The 17,040-nt window shown below is 43.8% G+C and carries 15 protein-coding genes and 1 pseudogene; 7 read left to right on the forward strand and 9 right to left on the reverse strand.

Translation table 11 applies throughout. The features are described from left to right. Both AB4351_RS00005 and AB4351_RS00010 read right to left on the reverse strand, forming a co-directional pair. Window positions 1–192: pseudogene (locus tag AB4351_RS00005) on the reverse strand (hypothetical protein); the annotation flags it as partial. 70 nt (window positions 193–262) lie between these two features. Further along, window positions 263–553 (reverse strand): putative quinol monooxygenase, encoded by a 291-nt coding sequence (locus AB4351_RS00010; RefSeq protein ID WP_102281769.1) that lies wholly within the window; start codon window positions 551–553, stop codon window positions 263–265. Between the two features lie 378 nt (window positions 554–931). On the opposite strand from AB4351_RS00010, the gene AB4351_RS00015 reads away from it, so the two are divergent. Continuing rightward, entirely contained in the window at window positions 932–1,849 is a 918-nt protein-coding gene (locus AB4351_RS00015) for a LysR family transcriptional regulator (protein ID WP_102281771.1), read from the forward strand. 15 nt (window positions 1,850–1,864) lie between these two features. Here AB4351_RS00015 and AB4351_RS00020 read toward each other — a convergent pair whose 3' ends face one another. Beyond that, entirely contained in the window at window positions 1,865–2,605 is a 741-nt protein-coding gene (locus tag AB4351_RS00020; protein ID WP_102281773.1) for a sulfite exporter TauE/SafE family protein, read from the reverse strand. Window positions 2,606–2,682: 77 nt separating this feature from the next. After that, the gene (locus AB4351_RS00025; protein ID WP_102281775.1) at window positions 2,683–2,973 is read right to left on the reverse strand and encodes a putative quinol monooxygenase; all 291 of its coding nucleotides are present in this window, start codon (window positions 2,971–2,973) and stop codon (window positions 2,683–2,685) included. 246 nt (window positions 2,974–3,219) lie between these two features. On the opposite strand from AB4351_RS00025, the gene AB4351_RS00030 reads away from it, so the two are divergent. Beyond that, entirely contained in the window at window positions 3,220–4,248 is a 1,029-nt protein-coding gene (locus tag AB4351_RS00030; protein WP_102281777.1) for a radical SAM protein, read from the forward strand. A 16-nt stretch (window positions 4,249–4,264) separates the two neighbouring features. After that, entirely contained in the window at window positions 4,265–4,813 is a 549-nt protein-coding gene (locus AB4351_RS00035; protein ID WP_102281779.1) for a DUF1349 domain-containing protein, read from the forward strand. Between the two features lie 351 nt (window positions 4,814–5,164). Here AB4351_RS00035 and AB4351_RS00040 read toward each other — a convergent pair whose 3' ends face one another. The 3 genes from AB4351_RS00040 to AB4351_RS00050 all read right to left on the reverse strand — a co-directional run bounded on the left by AB4351_RS00040 (window position 5,165) and on the right by AB4351_RS00050 (window position 9,810). Beyond that, the gene (locus AB4351_RS00040) at window positions 5,165–6,466 is read right to left on the reverse strand and encodes a hypothetical protein (RefSeq protein WP_240698136.1); all 1,302 of its coding nucleotides are present in this window, start codon (window positions 6,464–6,466) and stop codon (window positions 5,165–5,167) included. Between the two features lie 469 nt (window positions 6,467–6,935). Continuing rightward, complete coding sequence (pflB, locus tag AB4351_RS00045) at window positions 6,936–9,233, reverse strand: formate C-acetyltransferase (protein ID WP_372124691.1); 2,298 nt, start codon at window positions 9,231–9,233, stop codon at window positions 6,936–6,938. A 232-nt stretch (window positions 9,234–9,465) separates the two neighbouring features. Beyond that, window positions 9,466–9,810: a multidrug efflux SMR transporter gene (locus AB4351_RS00050; RefSeq protein WP_017061635.1), complete on the reverse strand. Its 345-nt coding sequence runs from the start codon at window positions 9,808–9,810 to the stop codon at window positions 9,466–9,468. A 320-nt stretch (window positions 9,811–10,130) separates the two neighbouring features. Between AB4351_RS00050 and AB4351_RS00055 the strand changes: the two genes are divergently transcribed. Together AB4351_RS00055 and fghA are read left to right on the forward strand one after the other, a co-directional pair. Then, window positions 10,131–11,279 (forward strand): S-(hydroxymethyl)glutathione dehydrogenase/class III alcohol dehydrogenase, encoded by a 1,149-nt coding sequence (locus AB4351_RS00055; RefSeq protein WP_017064961.1) that lies wholly within the window; start codon window positions 10,131–10,133, stop codon window positions 11,277–11,279. Between the two features lie 154 nt (window positions 11,280–11,433). Further along, window positions 11,434–12,273 carry an S-formylglutathione hydrolase gene (gene fghA / locus AB4351_RS00060; protein WP_372124693.1) on the forward strand — a complete coding sequence of 280 codons (840 nt, stop codon included), beginning with the start codon at window positions 11,434–11,436 and terminating at the stop codon, window positions 12,271–12,273. A 77-nt stretch (window positions 12,274–12,350) separates the two neighbouring features. Here the strand turns inward: fghA and AB4351_RS00065 are convergent, their stop codons facing one another. Further along, the gene (locus AB4351_RS00065) at window positions 12,351–13,433 is read right to left on the reverse strand and encodes a pyridoxal phosphate-dependent aminotransferase (RefSeq protein ID WP_017061632.1); all 1,083 of its coding nucleotides are present in this window, start codon (window positions 13,431–13,433) and stop codon (window positions 12,351–12,353) included. 306 nt (window positions 13,434–13,739) lie between these two features. On the opposite strand from AB4351_RS00065, the gene AB4351_RS00070 reads away from it, so the two are divergent. Beyond that, window positions 13,740–14,141: a hypothetical protein gene (locus tag AB4351_RS00070; RefSeq protein ID WP_017061631.1), complete on the forward strand. Its 402-nt coding sequence runs from the start codon at window positions 13,740–13,742 to the stop codon at window positions 14,139–14,141. Between the two features lie 224 nt (window positions 14,142–14,365). Further along, window positions 14,366–15,103, forward strand: coding sequence for an NUDIX domain-containing protein (locus AB4351_RS00075; protein WP_372054598.1), 738 nt, complete (start codon window positions 14,366–14,368; stop codon window positions 15,101–15,103). A 126-nt stretch (window positions 15,104–15,229) separates the two neighbouring features. Here the strand turns inward: AB4351_RS00075 and AB4351_RS00080 are convergent, their stop codons facing one another. Further along, the gene (locus AB4351_RS00080; RefSeq protein ID WP_137002175.1) at window positions 15,230–16,750 is read right to left on the reverse strand and encodes an aldehyde dehydrogenase family protein; all 1,521 of its coding nucleotides are present in this window, start codon (window positions 16,748–16,750) and stop codon (window positions 15,230–15,232) included. Window positions 16,751–17,040: the final 290 nt, after the last annotated feature.

The following is a 17,040-nucleotide window of genomic DNA, read 5'->3' on the forward strand; positions in this document are numbered from 1 at the left end:
CATCAATTCAACAACACGAAGTTCAGGTGCATCAAGGGGTTGCATAGAAAGGAAAGTACGCCCCTGCTTCGTTACTGTAATGTTCCCTGGTCGTGTGCCATCAAGCTCAGCGACGACTTCGATCTCTGCTGCTTGAGCGGTATTAAAGAGGGTTGCTACCGCAATGGCTAAAAGTGATTTTACGTTTTTCATTTCATGTACCTTAGTGGGATTCACTTGATTTTGGTTCGTAATAAATGGCTGATACCCATCTAATGTAAAGTTAAGCGATTTGCGTCATTTCATTTAGCGTGAAACTTGCAACACACCCTTCCGTCGCTGCCATGTATTCTGCAAGGTGAGTATTACCCATGTGTGCTTGCCATAGCTCACGAGATACCCAGTTCTCGTAAAACATAAAATGTGCTGGGTTTTCGTTGTCTTGATGAAGGTCGTAGTTAATGCAGCCTTCTTCAGCACGCGTGATATCAATCAGCTTCAATAGCTCTGCTTTAACCAGTTCAACTTTATCTTCGTTCGCAACAATATTTGCAACAATAGTCAATTTAGTCATGTTTAATTCCTTTATCTCTCTACTTGTTAACAACAATAATAACCCTAAAAAAAAACAACACCTTATTTCTGTAGCTTGCCGTAAGCACTGGCAACACCAATCAGTGTAGTCAATGAATCGTCATGGATTATCTAATTATTTTTTAAACATTATCTAAAATAAATTGATAATCATAAACGTATGCGCTAGGTCTTGTGTTTAGTCGGGTTTGTTTGAATGAAGCTATGATAGGCGAGTTATTAACAATGAAAAACAGGTTTTAATTTGAATTATTATCAAAAATAATTTGAATGCAGATTGTTCTGTCGTCAAGACTGCTTTATAAATAGTAGAAACGCAGCAAATACTGCTGTCCCTTTTTCTGGTAAAGGTCTCATCATGCTCTTAGAAGATTTACAGGTTATTTTAAAAGTCGCGGAGTTTCGCAGCATCACCGCAGCGGCAACCAATTTAGATATGCGTACCGCCACAGCCAGTGCAGCGGTAAAGCGCGTTGAGGCATCACTGGGCGCGGAGCTTTTTGTCCGTACAACCCGTCACTTGCGATTGTCCTCTGCTGGGGAGCGTTATTTACCTCAGTGTCAAGAGGCGCTAAAGATGCTTGAGCAGGCCAAAATGAATATGCATGAAGACTTGGGCATTATTGATGGTGAAATTCGTATCGCGCTATCGTCTGATTTGGGGCGTAACCTTATTACTCCTTGGTTAGATGAGTTTTTATTGCAATACCCGAATGTCTCACTGCGTTCAAGTATTAGCGATAGCAATATTGATTTCTACCGTGATTCTGTCGACATGGCTCTGCGCTATGGCTCACCAACCGATGCCAATATGTATGGCTTTAAAATCTGTGATGTACAGAGAGTGCTGTGTGCAAGCCCTAGCTATTTAGCGGAAAATCCAGCCCCCACACAGCCGAACGATCTGCTTGAGCACAATGCGTTGTTTTATCAATTGCACGATGTGTTACAAAATGAGTGGTTATTCAGTCATGAGGGTACGACTCATAAGGTAAAACTGAAAGGCAATCGAGCTTCGAATGATGGGGATCTGGTGAGGCGTTGGTGTGTTGCAGGTAAAGGTGTGGCAATCAAATCGTGCCTTGATATGTCTGATGACCTTTTAGCAGGTCGAGTGGTTAGTATTATGAAGGAGTACAAACCAACGCCGACTGAACTCTGGTTGGTTTGTCCGAGCCGTCAGTCCATCACACCAACGGTTCGGCTGTTAAGAGATTTATTTAGAGAGAGAACGAACGTGATACTTGAGCAATTAGCAGAAAAAAGAGCGCTATAAGATACTGACGATGGCTTATAACGTAGCGACTCCGGAGTACAACATTTTTATAGCCGTAATGAATAATACGCTGTAGCTGATTTTGTAAATCAGCTCTTGAGAGATGATGTTAACCAACCAAACACCGGTTCTCACCCCTATAAATGCAATAGGTACAAGCACGAGTGATGTCATCAAGTTTTGTGTATCGAGTTGTCCCATATAACTGTATGGGACTAACTTAACAAAATTAAGCCCAGCGAAAAACACAACGCTGGTGCCGATAAGTTGCTCTTTAGGCAGTTTCTTGGGTAGCAAATACATGCTTGCTGGCGGTCCCCCTGCATGAGCTATCGTACTCGAAAAACCTGATAATAGGTTTAATGCGTAGCCTTTGATTCGGTTAGGTGAACCTGATTGCTTCAACAATAATTTTTGCCCCAAAAAAGTCAGCGCCAATCCACCAATCATTAGTTCAACAATGTGTGTCGGAAGGCTGCCCATGAAGTAAGAAGCGGCCATAACCCCTAACACAGCAAAAGGCATCATGACTTTGAGTTCGGCATAATTGCAATTTTTACGATGATAAAACAGCGCCATTAGATCCATTCCACATAAAAGTGGCAATAGAATAGCAGCGGCTTGGACAGGCGAAACACTCATTGCCATTAATGGCACCGAGAGCATACCCAAAATCCCTCCAACACCGCCTTTTCCCATCCCATAAAAGAACACAGCAGGTATCGCAGCTAGATAGAACCAGATATCAATAATCATTATTTTCACTACATCGACAGGCAAAAAAAGAAGGTCATGATGACCTTCCTTCCAAACACTACAGAATCAAAAACTATTTATGCGATTTGCGTCATTTCGTTTAGCGTGAAGCTTGCCACTGAGCCTTCTGTTGCTGCCATGTACTCGGCTAGGTGCGTGTTTGCCATGTGTGTCTGCCAAAGTTCACGTGAAGTCCAGTTCTCGTAGAACATGAAGTGTGCTGGGTTCTCGTTATCTTGGTGAAGGTCGTAGTTAATGCAGCCTTCTTCAGCGCGTGTGATGTCGATTAGTTTTAGCAGTTCTGCTTTTACTAGTTCAATTTTGTCTTCATTAGCAACGATGTTTGCAACGATAGTTAACTTGCTCATAGGGTATTCCTCATCATAACGTTATGCAGCTTATCAAACGATGCCTTCGCTGCCTTGTTGGGTTGGATGTATAGTACGACACGCATTCACATCCATAAACAACCTCCCATTTGATTTATTATCAAAAATAGATTGATAATGGATTGTCTATTTTAATTTGATAATAAATCAAACTAGCCCCAGTTTTTACTGTGCTTTAAATTACGTAGCATGCGCTTATTGATTTCATTGATGGATAGATAAGCCATGACACAGATACAATTTCAACAAGGTCCAATACGCCCACCCTCTGAAGCAGACAGTTTGCTGATACGGACAACACAAGGCTGCCCGTGGAATAAATGTAAGTTCTGTACTCTGTTTGAAGGGATGGAGTTCTCTATTCGTCCTGTCGAAGAGATCAAACGTGATATCTGGGCGGCACGAGCCTTCTATAAAAACCGACAGTTTGAGAGCTGTTTTTTGCAAGATGGTGATTCCTTTGCAATGGAAACGGACGATTTACTGGATGTGCTCAATACACTAAAAGAGGCGTTCCCGGAGCTCACACAAATTAGCTCATATGGCAGAGCTCAAACCATGACTAAAAAGTCTCCAGCCGAGATGAGGGCTATCTGCGATGCAGGGTTAAACATGCTGTATTGCGGTATGGAGTCGGGCTCGCTTGAGGTACTCAAGTTGATGAAAAAAGGGATCACCCCTAAGTCAATTTTGAAATCAGCCGAGTACGCGAAGCAGGCGGGTATGAAAATGATGACATTCATCATTCTTGGCTTAGGTGGGAAGGCGTTGTCCGAGCACCATATCGCACAGACTGCCCAGCTATTAAACCAGATTGACCCTGAGGAGATCCGAATATTATCGCTAGCGGTAAAACCTGGTACTGAGTTGGATGATATGGTTCAAAACGGCCAGTTTACGCCACTTTCAGAGCGTGAGATGTTGGAAGAACAATTTCAATTGATCAGCCAATTAGATGGCATCAAAAGCAATTACGGTAATTATCATGGGATAAATTTGCTGACGGAACTCAATGGACAATTTCCGCATGATAAAGAGGCGTTTTTACGTACCATTGATCACTTCATGTTGATGAACGAAAACGATCAAAATAACTTTATTTTAGGTCGTCGTACCCACCACTATGCGACACTGAATGACATGAACAATAAGCTCATGTATGACACGGTGCAGCAACAGCTAAAGCGCATAGAGCAGCAAAAACTTGGCGACCTTGAAGATATTTTTTATAGCCTTCGCCAACGCATGATCTAAACCCAAGGAGTCCGAAATGAAGAATTTAAACGACTGGTACATTCAAAATGAGAACCCAAGCCATTGGTCATTTGATAACGGGCTGTTGTCGATGCAAGTGCAAGAGGGCAATATTTTTGGCGCGGGTTCAAGTGACGTGGATAACATTTTCATCTACCCAGTATCTCAACCCAATTATAGCGCAGAAGTAACCATCACCTTAGAGCCAACCTTGCCATTTGAACAAGCTGGCCTAGGCATTTACTGGGACAACGATAACTACATCAAAATTAGTAAAGAAATGTTCATGGGCGAGCCTTCCATTGTGTTTGTTGTAGAGCAAAATGGTCAACCAGAGATCAAACAACTTAGCACATTTGAAGGCACGACAGCCTCAGTTAAGATAGAAAAAAATGATGGTACTATCACTGCGTTCTTGGAATGTAATCAAAAACGCTCTTGGCAAGTCATTGGCTCTGCGAAGACATTAAACGGCCAAGCAAAAGGACTTATGCTTTATACCTTTAGTGGTAGTTCAAACACACCTAATTTTGCTAAGTTTAGTGAATTTCAACTAATGAGTTGAGCCAATCTGGTATATAGCAATTGACTTTTTGTATTAGTTTTATTTTTGAAAAAGTCATGTTAGTCGGTAGCGCTTAGTGGGATCGAAACACACAATGGGGCAGATCCGAGCTAGGAGGTACTTTGATAAAAAAGTGCCACATGTAAAACTTCAGTCTGGACAGATACGTGTCAGCCCCTTTACTAAATTAGTAATTAATGAATTACGACAGGTATGGAAAAGGAGGAAAAGCCACTGTCAGGTTCGATAGCAATAGAGATAACGAAGCCGACCCTACAAGTACCAGCAAGCAACCCCACAACAAATAGCCTGCATACAACGGGCTTTCTGTCTAATCAAATGCTAATCGAACTACTTCTTTGCTTTTTGTTTTACATTCCACAAGAAATGACTTGGATTAGCCGTGAGTTTTGATTTGTAGTCGCTATGTGATTTCATTCCACTAAGCCCTGCTATGCCAGTAGCAATCAAACTTGCCCCGCCAGTCACAACACTAAGACCTAAACCCGCCACGGCAATTGCTGTTTCAGCAAAATGGGTATTTCGGATGTGCTTCATTTGAGGTGCTATCTGGCGCATCTGTACTTCGAATAGTTCATGCTGAGTGTCTTCGATTATTGCTTTCACACGACCAAAGTCAGTTTCATGTCTTGCTTCACGTAACCCTTTTTCTAATTCAGCACGGAACAACTGGAATGCTTCACCGTCGTTGCTTCTAATAGACATCAAATCAGCAGAGGACACTTGTTCCAAGAATGGCACGTCCATCTGTAGCGCACAATTTAATGTATTGGCTTGGATATCCGTACTACCGACATCCATGTTAAGCAGATTACTTTCGAATGGATGTTCCGTACCAAACATGCATCCGAGGTATTCTGATAACGTTATGCGCTTACTTAGTTCAATGAAGTGATTTCGTGCGGTTTGATTTACAGATTGATTTACCCAAGCATCAAAATCGGCCTTACAGGGTGGCACAGAAGACTTCTTTTGAATGAAGGTGAATATGCTTTCTTTATCAGTCGGTTTAAATTCTGTTGGGTTTAATACATAACCCATGGCGAAGCCGCTTTCCATACCTTGGAAATGAATGCTGATGTTTCTACATGGATACAAATCACGCATTACGAGCATTCGTCCATTATCGTTTTGAACGCTTCGAACAACAGCACTAGCTTTATACTGTTCTAAGATGTTTGGAGGTAAGCAATCTTCAAATCCCACATCTGAGTAGAGCAGTGGTAATTCAGCACCCTTTTCAAGTTCAAAAGTAATTGGGTACAGCTTAACGTAACCACCGGCTACTAACGGACGTAATTCAACCAGTCGAACCGCTGCTTGGGCTAATTTCTGGCGGTCTACTTTTGGGGTTGACGCCATGCCCATAAATGACGTCAGGGTTTCTGTAGCTTGTGTTCTAAAGTCCGTTAATTCAAAGACTGGATCTGCAACTACAGCTTCTTCTAGATACAGAGCCGCCTGTTTTAGATGAGAAGTATTAGAAAGGGTATCAGTTGCCAAGCAACTAACTACGCCGTTAGCTTTCACTACATCACGTATTTCAGGCAGTACCTTTAAACAGTATTCACGATACTTGATAAGTTCCTGTTCTAGTACAGCGTCTGACACACCGCTATAAAACCTAGTCACGAGTGTACTATCAAGTAACAATGAATCATTTAAGTAGTCGTATACGTAGCTTCCCATAGTTTCCGAATCCGTGCTGATAAGGTATCTGTATTCTATCTAGTTTCGAGTGGTAAGTAATTGACTTTAAGCCCGCTCTAGATATAAGAAAAAGCAGGTCAAATCACCTCACTGTGATTTGTGACGTTGAGTATTACTGGCAAGGAAAGGGGCACAAACGTTTTAGAGTCGTAGCACTAAGGTGTTCTGTCCCGAAGCGACCTTATCAACATAAAAAACAGGTGAATGATCAGCACACCCGAAAGAATCAAAGCGATACCAATCACCGCGTAAATATCGGTTTTGCCCGTATACCAACCAAGACAACATGGCGACCAACAATATAGGTGCCCCATACTCCACGCACAAAAAAGCGCGAGAGACGGATGTCATTCTCGCGCTTTTTTAGAACCGTATAACTCGAAGTTTACGGTTAGATCTTAGCAGTAAACGTACGGCTAATTACATCTTGTTGCTGCTCACGTGTTAGCGAGTTGAACCTCACAGCGTAACCCGACACTCGGATGGTTAACTGTGGGTATTTTTCTGGATGTTCGACGGCATCCAACAACATGTCACGGTTAAGCACGTTCACGTTAAGGTGCTGTCCACCCTCAACACGAATCGATCCTGCACTTTCCTCGTGGTGGAAGTAACCATCCATTAGTGCTGCTAGGTTCACTTTTTGGCTTAGGTCATCTTTACCTAGTGCATTTGGTACGATTGAGAAGGTGTAAGAAATACCATCTTTTGCGTACTCGAACGGCAGTTTGGAAACTGAAGAAAGTGAAGCCACCGCCCCTTTCTCGTCACGACCGTGCATTGGGTTTGCGCCCGGGCCAAATGGCATACCTGCGCGGCGGCCATCTGGCGTGTTACCGGTTTTTTTACCATATACAACGTTTGAAGTAATCGTAAGGATAGATTGAGTTGGAACCGCTTCACGGTAGGTGTTCATTTTCTGAATTTTCTTCATAAAACGTTCAACCAAATCACAAGCAATATCATCAACACGTGAATCGTTGTTGCCGAATTTTGGATATTCACCTTCAATCTCAAAGTCGACAGCGATGCCATCTTCGTTACGTACTGGTGTTACCTTCGCGTATTTGATAGCCGCTAACGAGTCAGCAACAACCGACAGCCCTGCAATACCACAAGCCATTGTGCGATGAACATCGCGGTCCATTAATGCCATTAACGATGCTTCATAGCTGTAACGGTCATGCGAGTAATGGATCACGTTCAATGCAGTGACGTATTGCGTTGCAAGCCAATCCATCATGTCATCAAAGCGAGGCATTAAGCGGTCAAAATCGAGAACTTCATCTTCGATACGAGCAACTTGAGGACCAACCTGCATGTTAGATTTTTCATCAACACCACCGTTAATGGTGTAAAGCAACGCTTTAGCAAGGTTTGCACGAGCACCAAAGAACTGCATATGTTGGCCAACCACTTGCGGGCTCACACAACACGCAATCGCGTAATCGTCGTTATCAAAATCCGCACGCATTAGATCGTCGTTCTCATACTGAAGTGATGAGGTTTCGATAGACACTTTAGCCGCGTATTGTTTAAACGCGATAGGCAGTTGTTCAGACCATAGAACCGTCATATTCGGCTCTGGTGCTGGGCCCATCGTGTGCAATGTGTGCAAGTAGCGGAAAGTCGTTTTGCTAACAAGAGTACGACCATCAACGCCCATACCAGCCATTGCTTCTGTTGCCCAAATTGGGTCGCCAGAGAACAATGAATCATATTCAGGAGTGCGAAGGAAACGAACCATACGAAGCTTCATGATGAAATGGTCAATCAACTCTTGCGCTTGTTTTTCATCAATCAGACCAAGTTTAAGGTCACGTTCGATGTAAACATCTAGGAAGGTTGATGTGCGGCCTAGCGACATCGCAGCACCATTTTGAGACTTAACCGCAGCTAAGTAGCCAAAATAGGTAAATTGGATTGCTTCTTGCGCAGTACGAGCAGGAGAAGACATATCAATGCCGTACTTCAAACCCATTTCTCGCATTTCATCAAGGGCACGAATTTGATCAGTAAGCTCTTCACGTAGACGCAATGTCTTATCTAAATCACCACCCGTTTCAAGCATCTTCTGAGTCGATTTGAATTGCTCATTTTTGTCTAATTTTAGGAAGTCGATACCGTACAAAGCAAGACGACGGTAGTCGCCAATAATGCGTCCACGACCATAAGCATCTGGCAGACCAGTAATAATACCAGAACGGCGACATGCTTTAATTTCATCGGTATAAAGATCGAACGCTACTTGGTTATGCGTTTTGCGGTACTCAGTGAAGATCTTTTCGATTTGTGGCTCTAGTTCACGACCGTACACTTCGCACGACGTTTTCACCATTCGAATACCGCCATTAGCGATGATGCCGCGTTTCAGTGGTTTATCGGTTTGTAGACCCACGATTTTTTCGAGGTTTTTTGCAATGTAGCCTGCATCGTGTGAGGTGATAGTGGAAACGATATCAGTATCAAAATCGACAGGGGCGTGAGTGCGGCTTTCTTCTTTAATACCTTCTAGCACCGATTCCCATAGCTGTGTCGTCGAGTCCGACACGTCCGCAAGAAAAGATTCATCACCTTCATAAGGGGTGTAGTTTCGCTGAATAAAATCACGTGCATTAACGGATGTTTGCCAGTCGCCAGCTTGAAATCCCGCCCAAGCTTCCATCATATCGGTTGTCGGAATAGTCATAATGACCTCCAAAGTTATTGATAAACAGACAATATCGATGATTATTTATAATCATTGGTTTCTGCTGGCTATACTAAACCGACCAATCTATGAGTAAAGTGAGCTGTTTTCATAAAATACATGCACAAAATGCATTTATTAGAATTACTATATTATATTCAATACCTTAAGTTGAAGGCTAACTACTCTAGATTCCAATTAGTTTGTTCCTTCAGAAGTAGGAAATAGACTCTTAGTGACTCACCGACGTTGAAAACAGGTTAATGACCACCACACCAGACAGAATCAAAGCGATGCCAATGATCGCGTAGATGTCTAGCTTTTGCCCGTAGACCAACCAAGATAACGCCGCGACCAACACTATCCCTGCGCCACACCAAATCGCATACGCCACACCCAAAGACATGGTTTGAACCGTGAGAGACAACAGATAAAAAGCAAAGCCATAACCGACGAGTACTGCGGCGGTCGCAGGAAGGGAAGTAAATTGCTGCGTTTTAGGCAATAAAGAAGTCGCGACAACTTCAAGCACGATGGCAAGTGACAGCATCACTGGAGGCGGAAGAGATAAAAGCATGTATGAGTCCACAACATTAAATACGGCGCTCAGAATATTGTAGTTTTATTTCCAATTCATGTGATTTTCAGTAAGCAATTATTATGACGTACCTTAAAAATTCTTAAGTGTGACTTTCGGTTAACACGAGGAACCTAAATGCTCTATTATTACAAATACGTAATAATCATTTTCTATTTAAGGGGATTATCAAAACATGCACTCACACCTATACTAGCTCCAACAAAACGAGAGAGCGGAAACAATTAAGCTCAACTACGCTTAACGGGTTGAATTTAATTGCACAGTTATCCGCTGTACTGACATATAGGAAACATCCAATGACAATCGAAATTAAACCTGGTCAAACGCATATCAAATCAAAAGCAATGGTTGCATGGGCAGCTGGCGAGCCACTAAAAATGGAAGAAGTTGATGTACAACTTCCTAAAGCTGGTGAGGTTCTAGTTCGCATCGTTGCTACTGGTGTTTGTCACACTGACGCATTCACATTATCAGGTGACGATCCAGAAGGTATCTTCCCTTCAATTCTTGGTCACGAAGGTGGCGGTATCGTTGAGATGATCGGCGAAGGCGTTACAAGTGTTGAGATTGGCGACCACGTTATCCCACTTTACACAGCAGAATGTGGCGAATGTAAGTTCTGTAAATCTGGTAAAACTAACCTATGCCAAGCCGTTCGTGAAACGCAAGGTAAAGGCCTAATGCCAGACGGTACAAGCCGCTTCTCTATCAATGGCGAAACAATTTTCCATTACATGGGTTGCTCGACTTTCTCTGAGTACACAGTACTTCCAGAAATATCTCTAGCGAAAGTAAGCAAAGAAGCACCACTTGAAGAAGTTTGTCTTCTAGGTTGTGGTGTAACTACGGGTATGGGCGCGGTACTTAACACAGCTAAAGTTGAAAAAGGCGACAACGTTGCTGTATTCGGCCTAGGTGGTATCGGTCTTTCTGCAATCATTGGTGCTCGCATGGCTGGTGCTGACCGCATCATCGGTGTTGATATCAACGAGAGCAAATTCGAGCTAGCAAAACAGCTTGGCGCGACTGACTGCATCAACCCAACTAAATTCGACAAGCCAATCCAAGACGTTATCGTTGAGATGACAGACGGTGGTGTTGAGTACTCTTTCGAGTGTATCGGTAACGTAAACGTGATGCGTCAAGCACTTGAGTGCTGTCACAAAGGTTGGGGCGAATCTGTCATCATTGGTGTTGCGGGTGCAGGCCAAGAGATCGCAACTCGTCCATTCCAACTAGTGACTGGTCGTGTATGGCGTGGCTCTGCTTTCGGTGGTGTTAAAGGCCGCTCTGAGCTTCCAGAAATCGTAAACCGTTACATGGCGGGTGAGTTTGGCCTTCAAGAGTTCATCACTCACACAATGGGTCTGCAAGACGTAAACGAAGCATTCGACCTAATGCACAAAGGTGAATCTATCCGTACTGTTCTACACATGGATAAGTAACACATCTTGGCCTCGATTCTTTCGAGCATCGAGGCCACAGCTACAAATGAATAGCAACAAACTGTCTTCACCACCTCCTGCCCGGTGGGTGGTGAAACTTTATGTAATATAGACAAATTTACTCCCAAACCATCAACCTAACGGAGCACAATAGATGACAATCGAAAACATTAGCCAAGCAAAGGTTGCTGGTGGTTGGCACAAACAATACACCCACTTTTCTGCAACGCTTGACTGCAACATGCGTTTTGCGATTTTCTTGCCACCTAACGCAAGCAAAGAAAACCCAGTTCCTGTTTTGTATTGGTTGTCAGGCTTAACCTGTACCGATGAAAACTTCATGCAAAAAGCCGGCGCTTTCAAAGCCGCGGCTGAGCAAGGCATCGCGATTGTTGCACCAGACACTAGCCCACGTGGCGAAGGTGTTGTCGACGATGAAAATTACGATCTCGGCCAAGGTGCAGGCTTCTATGTGAATGCCACTCAAGCGCCATGGGACAGCCATTACCACATGTACGATTACGTGGTAACAGAGCTCCCTGCATTAATTGAGTCGTTCTTCCCTGTTACATCCGTAAAATCGATTTCTGGTCACAGCATGGGCGGACATGGTGCCCTAACGATTGGCATTAAAAACGAAGATAGCTACCGTTCTATCTCTGCATTCAGCCCAATCACCAACCCAATGCAATGCCCTTGGGGACAAAAAGCCTTCAACCAATACCTAGGCTTGGATATTGAAGAGTGGAAACACTACGATGCCTCTGAGCTTCTAAAAACCAAAGGCACTAAACTGCCAATGTTGGTCGACCAAGGTGAAGCCGATAACTTCCTGATTGAACAGCTTAAACCTGAGCAATTAGTCGAAGCCGCTAAGGTAACCAATGCCGATTTAGATCTACGTATGCAGCCTGGTTACGACCACAGCTACTACTTCATCTCTAGCTTTATTGATGAACACATTGAGTTCCACGCTGCTTACTTAAACAAGTAGCCAGATGAATTTAGCCCGCACTTTGTAAACGCAAGGTGCGGGCTTTTTTATGCCTACTGATTTTATAACGGTTGCTTTTATAACTGCTTAATACGCTGCTTTAACGCTTCTAAATCTATATCATTGCCAACAATTCGTAATCGAACATACTCTTCAGTCATCGCGTCGCACGTAATAGCAAAATCGACACCCGAACATGTCTTAATACCGATACTCTCAAATAGCTTTGAAAGGTGAGTTCCTCTCTTTTTCAACAACATAATGGGCGTCGATATTGACGTGCCAACCACCTCAATATTGTTCTCAGACAACAAGCCGATCATTTGCTGCTTAAAGTATTCAGTTTTGCTGCGGTTCATTTCTAAGAAGTGTTTTGCATTGGGTAAGGTCGCCGATGCGATTTTTATTGAGGGGTAAGTCGGCGTAAACACACTCACCGCAGCTTCGATTGCAGAAGTCAGGTTTTCACTGCTGGCTAAGTAACCGAGTCGAATCCCAGCGAGCCCTAAACCTTTAGAAAAGGTTCGTAAAACTATTAAGTTGTCCAAGACTAAGGTCTGATCGAGCATAGACTGCTCAGGGGTCAGGTATTCACCATATGCCTCGTCGACAATCAAAATAGCGCCAGAACGCTCACATACTCTCGCTATCTCGACCAGATAAGCTCTGTCGTAGATTCGACCCGTTGGGTTGTTGGGATTATCGATATACACCAAGGCAGGATTTTGACTGCTTATTTTTGATGCCAACACACCGAACAGATCCGACTCGTTTTGATAATCAAACATGTTGATGGACTGGTACTTCCCGCCCACCAAAGTGAACTCTGATACTGCTTCAACAAACTGAGGGCCAATGCCTATCATGGTGCGATTGTTGTGATCGATAAGTTTATTGAAGATAAGTTCTAGCGCCCCAAGAGAGCCCGTGGTGTACGTAATACGACAATCTTCAATCCCAATAAACTGGCGAGTCAGATAAGTCAGCTCCGAAAGCTCCCTGTGGCAATAGTACTTATCAATACCGTAGATAATATCTTTGATCACATGTTCAGGAATTTCTGGTGCGCCAAATGGATTGGAGCCAAGTGAACAATCGATACGAAATGAGTGATCGACATAAGAATGGTATTCGCCACTTAACCGTGGATTTAAATGCATAAGAAAACGCTCAAAAAATATTCATGCGCTATTCTTATCGTACTGAATTTTATCTATATAGGTCATTTCGCGACAGTTCTTCGCCTTGTTTCGAGAGACTGGTTAAAAACCAAGATTGGTTCAAATAACGAATTCTCTTAAGCCATAATCAAGAGTTAAGCACTCGTGTTTACATTTCGAGTTAACCGAACCGCTTTCTTTGCGCTAGATTAAGCTGAGATAAGATAGGGTAATAACAGAGCTTGCATCTTTACTCTCCCTAGTTACCATAGCCCCATTAACATCCCCCATATTTTGAAGGTTGCTATGAAAGCAATTAAGACTCTTTTCTTCCTGATGGTTTTATTGAGCGGTCTGTTTACCGCTTGGCTGTTTATTCCAATTCCAGCGACCATGGACAAGCAAACGCTCGACGTTCCATTAACGGAACCATTCAAGCTTGTTGCGTATCGCAGCAACCCGAATGATGCGAGCAAGCCGCTGACTTACCACTACTATGTGATTTCAGATGTGGTTGGTGTAGACGACATGGACCCATTCCTGATTACCACGGACCAGTTCGTGAAGCTTGGCGAATTCGACGAGAACACATTCAACCTTACGGTTAACGGCAAGATTGATAGCTACACCAACGATTTGTGGATCAAGAAATCTGATGGCAAGCTTCAACACTGGTACGTGAGTATTAACGCGAACTATATTCGTTAAAATCGAACTGCAATAAACCTCATTTTAAAACTGCGCTTTGGCTTCCAAGCGCAGTTTTTGTTTCTAGCAACACCCTCCACTTATCCCGACCCGTTCGACATAAACTGCATTGCCTACTTTTGATTCACTGCTGCCCTTGCTCTCAAGGTGTTATAAGCTCTTTAGATACGATAAGCTCAGACCATGCTCGACGCCCAATAAATCAAAATAATAAAGGATCACCCGTGGAATTTACGCTCGACAAATTTAACGGCATCATCATTGACCCAGCAACAGCCCCTCACGATGTTGACTCATTCAATGCCGAACTCAGCGAGATCACCGAATTTTCAAAGCAGAATAGCAAAGGCATTATTTGGATTAGCTTACCTATTTCACTCTCGCACCTTATTCCGGTGGCGACTGAGCTTGGCTTTGTGTTTCACAACTGCTTAGAAGACGAGATTACGCTGATCCACAAATCCGAGATTGTAGAGTTTGTGCCTTTCATTCCGACCCACACCTTGGGTGCTGGTGCGTTAATCACTAACGAACACAATCAAGTTCTGATGATCAAAGAGCACGGCATGACGGGTTACAAATTACCGGGCGGTCATATTGAGTTGGGTGAAGGCATTGAAGAATCGGTGGTTCGTGAAACCTTGGAAGAAACCGGTATCGAGGCAACGTTCGTTTTTGTGGTTGGCATGGCGACAAGACACCCGTATCAATTCGGTAAATCAAACCTCTACTTTATTTGTCACCTTATCGCTCAAACTCAAGAAATTGCGATTCAAGACACAGATGAAATTGCAGAAGCTAAATGGATTGATGTTGAAGAGTATATTAACAACCCCGACAGCTACCCGTTCAACCGCCAGTTAGTCGGCTCTTTGATAGGCAAACAAGGATTAGAACTTACCCAACTAGAAGGCAACTATGGCCCGAACCATAAGCCAGAGATCTTCTTTTCGAAAAACTAAAGCGATTCAAACATAAAAACGCCAAGCTCATAAGAACTTGGCGTTTTGCTTTTCATTTTACTTGTATTGTTTAAGCCATCTCGTTGCTAGTGACTTCCTAATAGACTGTTCTAGAACCTATCTATTTTAGAAAAATCCTAGTGGGTTAGTATCGTAGCTGATCAACAGGTTCTTAGTATTTTGGTAGTGATCGAGCATCATCTTATGTGTCTCACGGCCGATACCCGACTTCTTGTAACCACCAAACGCGGCATGAGCTGGGTAAGCGTGGTAGCAGTTCACCCAGATACGGCCGGCTTCAATGTTGCGACCCATTCGATACGCGAGGTTTGCATCACGCGTCCACACGCCTGCACCCAAGCCATATTCGGTATCATTGGCTATCTCGAGTGCTTCTGCTTCATCTTTAAACGTCGTCACCGCGATAACAGGACCGAAGATCTCCTCTTGGAATACTCGCATCTTGTTGTGCCCTTCCAACATTGTTGGCTGGATGTAATAACCATTACCGAGATCATCAGATTGCTGCGCAACTTCGCCACCTGTCAGCACTTTCGCACCCTCTTGACGACCGATTTCAAGGTAACTCAGAATCTTATCGAACTGCTCTTTTGAAGCTTGTGCGCCAACCTGAGTATCAGTATCTAGCGGGTTACCTTGTTTAATAGTTTGAGCACGCTCGACCACCTTGGCGATGAACTTGTCGTACACCGATTCATGGATCAGCACACGTGATGGACAGGTACACACTTCACCTTGGTTGAAGAACGCCAGCAACATGCCTTCGACACACTTATCAAGGTATTCGTCTTCATGGTTAAAGATGTCTGGGAAATAGATATTTGGAGACTTACCGCCAAGCTCAACCGTTGATGGAATCAAGCTTTCAGCCGCACATTTCAAGATGTGGTGACCGACTTCTGTCGAACCGGTAAAGGCCAATTTCGCTAAACGATCGCTGGTTGCTAACGCTTGACCCGCTTCGTTACCAAAACCATTGACGATGTTGACTACGCCTGCAGGTAGAAGATCAGCGATCTTCTCCATCATCACTAAGATCGATGTCGGTGTTTGCTCCGCTGGCTTCATCACAACACAGCAACCCGCAGCCAGTGCTGGCGCCAATTTCCAAGCCGCCATTAAAATCGGGAAGTTCCAAGGAATGATCTGCCCCACCACACCGATGGGTTCTGGGAAGTGGTAGCTCGCGGTGTTTGAATCTAGCTCGGCTGCGCTGCCTTCTTGCGCCCGAATACAGCCTGCAAAGTAACGGAAGTGGTCAACAACTAACGGGATGTCTGCCGCTAGAGTTTCACGCACAGGCTTGCCGTTTTCCCACGTCTCCGCCACCGCGATTTCTTCTAGGTGCGCTTCAATGCGATCGGAAATTTTAAGTAGGATGTTCGAACGCTCTGTCACACTGGTCGCAGCCCAACTCGCACGAGCTGCATGCGCCGCATCAAGTGCCAAGCTAATGTCTGCCTCAGTTGAACGCGCGACTTGGCAATACACCTGACCATTCACGGGGGACGTGTTATCAAAGTACTCGCCGCTGACAGGCTTCACCCACTCGCCACCGATAAAGTTATCGTACTGCGCTTTAAAGTTAACCACTGCGTTATCACTACCCGGCTGTGCGTAAATCATAGTTAGATCCTTCTTAGATTTGTTATTCGTTATTGAGCTAGAGCTGTCTTATTTTTGTGGCGGCTCCTCTTGAGAAAAGAACTCATGACAAGACGCCCATGTTTATGCTTTCTGTTTAAAACACTGATACTTCGTGTTTTCTTCACAACAGTAACAACGCAAATCACACGCCAGAACTTCAAAACTTGTTGTTAATAAATTGTAAAACTATGATTACCAAACGTTTACAACCCAAAGTGAGTTGGCATTGAACGGACGTCTGGAAACCACACCAGTGTTCAACTGTTCCA

Origin of the sequence: Vibrio sp. 10N.261.51.F11 (genome assembly GCF_041471665.1) — a bacterium.
Lineage (GTDB): Bacteria > Pseudomonadota > Gammaproteobacteria > Enterobacterales > Vibrionaceae > Vibrio > Vibrio crassostreae_C.

Excerpts from the sequence above, each read along its gene's own strand:
- AB4351_RS00010 (WP_102281769.1), bottom strand. The coding sequence starts at position 553 with ATGACTAAATTGACTATTGTTGCAAATATTGTTGCGAACGAAGATAAA.
- AB4351_RS00015 (WP_102281771.1), top strand. The coding sequence starts at position 932 with ATGCTCTTAGAAGATTTACAGGTTATTTTAAAAGTCGCGGAGTTTCGC.
- AB4351_RS00020 (WP_102281773.1), bottom strand. The coding sequence starts at position 2,605 with ATGATTATTGATATCTGGTTCTATCTAGCTGCGATACCTGCTGTGTTC.
- AB4351_RS00025 (WP_102281775.1), bottom strand. The coding sequence starts at position 2,973 with ATGAGCAAGTTAACTATCGTTGCAAACATCGTTGCTAATGAAGACAAA.
- AB4351_RS00030 (WP_102281777.1), top strand. The coding sequence starts at position 3,220 with ATGACACAGATACAATTTCAACAAGGTCCAATACGCCCACCCTCTGAA.
- AB4351_RS00035 (WP_102281779.1), top strand. The coding sequence starts at position 4,265 with ATGAAGAATTTAAACGACTGGTACATTCAAAATGAGAACCCAAGCCAT.
- pflB (WP_372124691.1), bottom strand. The coding sequence starts at position 9,233 with ATGACTATTCCGACAACCGATATGATGGAAGCTTGGGCGGGATTTCAA.
- AB4351_RS00050 (WP_017061635.1), bottom strand. The coding sequence starts at position 9,810 with ATGCTTTTATCTCTTCCGCCTCCAGTGATGCTGTCACTTGCCATCGTG.
- AB4351_RS00055 (WP_017064961.1), top strand. The coding sequence starts at position 10,131 with ATGACAATCGAAATTAAACCTGGTCAAACGCATATCAAATCAAAAGCA.
- fghA (WP_372124693.1), top strand. The coding sequence starts at position 11,434 with ATGACAATCGAAAACATTAGCCAAGCAAAGGTTGCTGGTGGTTGGCAC.
- AB4351_RS00065 (WP_017061632.1), bottom strand. The coding sequence starts at position 13,433 with ATGCATTTAAATCCACGGTTAAGTGGCGAATACCATTCTTATGTCGAT.
- AB4351_RS00070 (WP_017061631.1), top strand. The coding sequence starts at position 13,740 with ATGAAAGCAATTAAGACTCTTTTCTTCCTGATGGTTTTATTGAGCGGT.
- AB4351_RS00080 (WP_137002175.1), bottom strand. The coding sequence starts at position 16,750 with ATGATTTACGCACAGCCGGGTAGTGATAACGCAGTGGTTAACTTTAAA.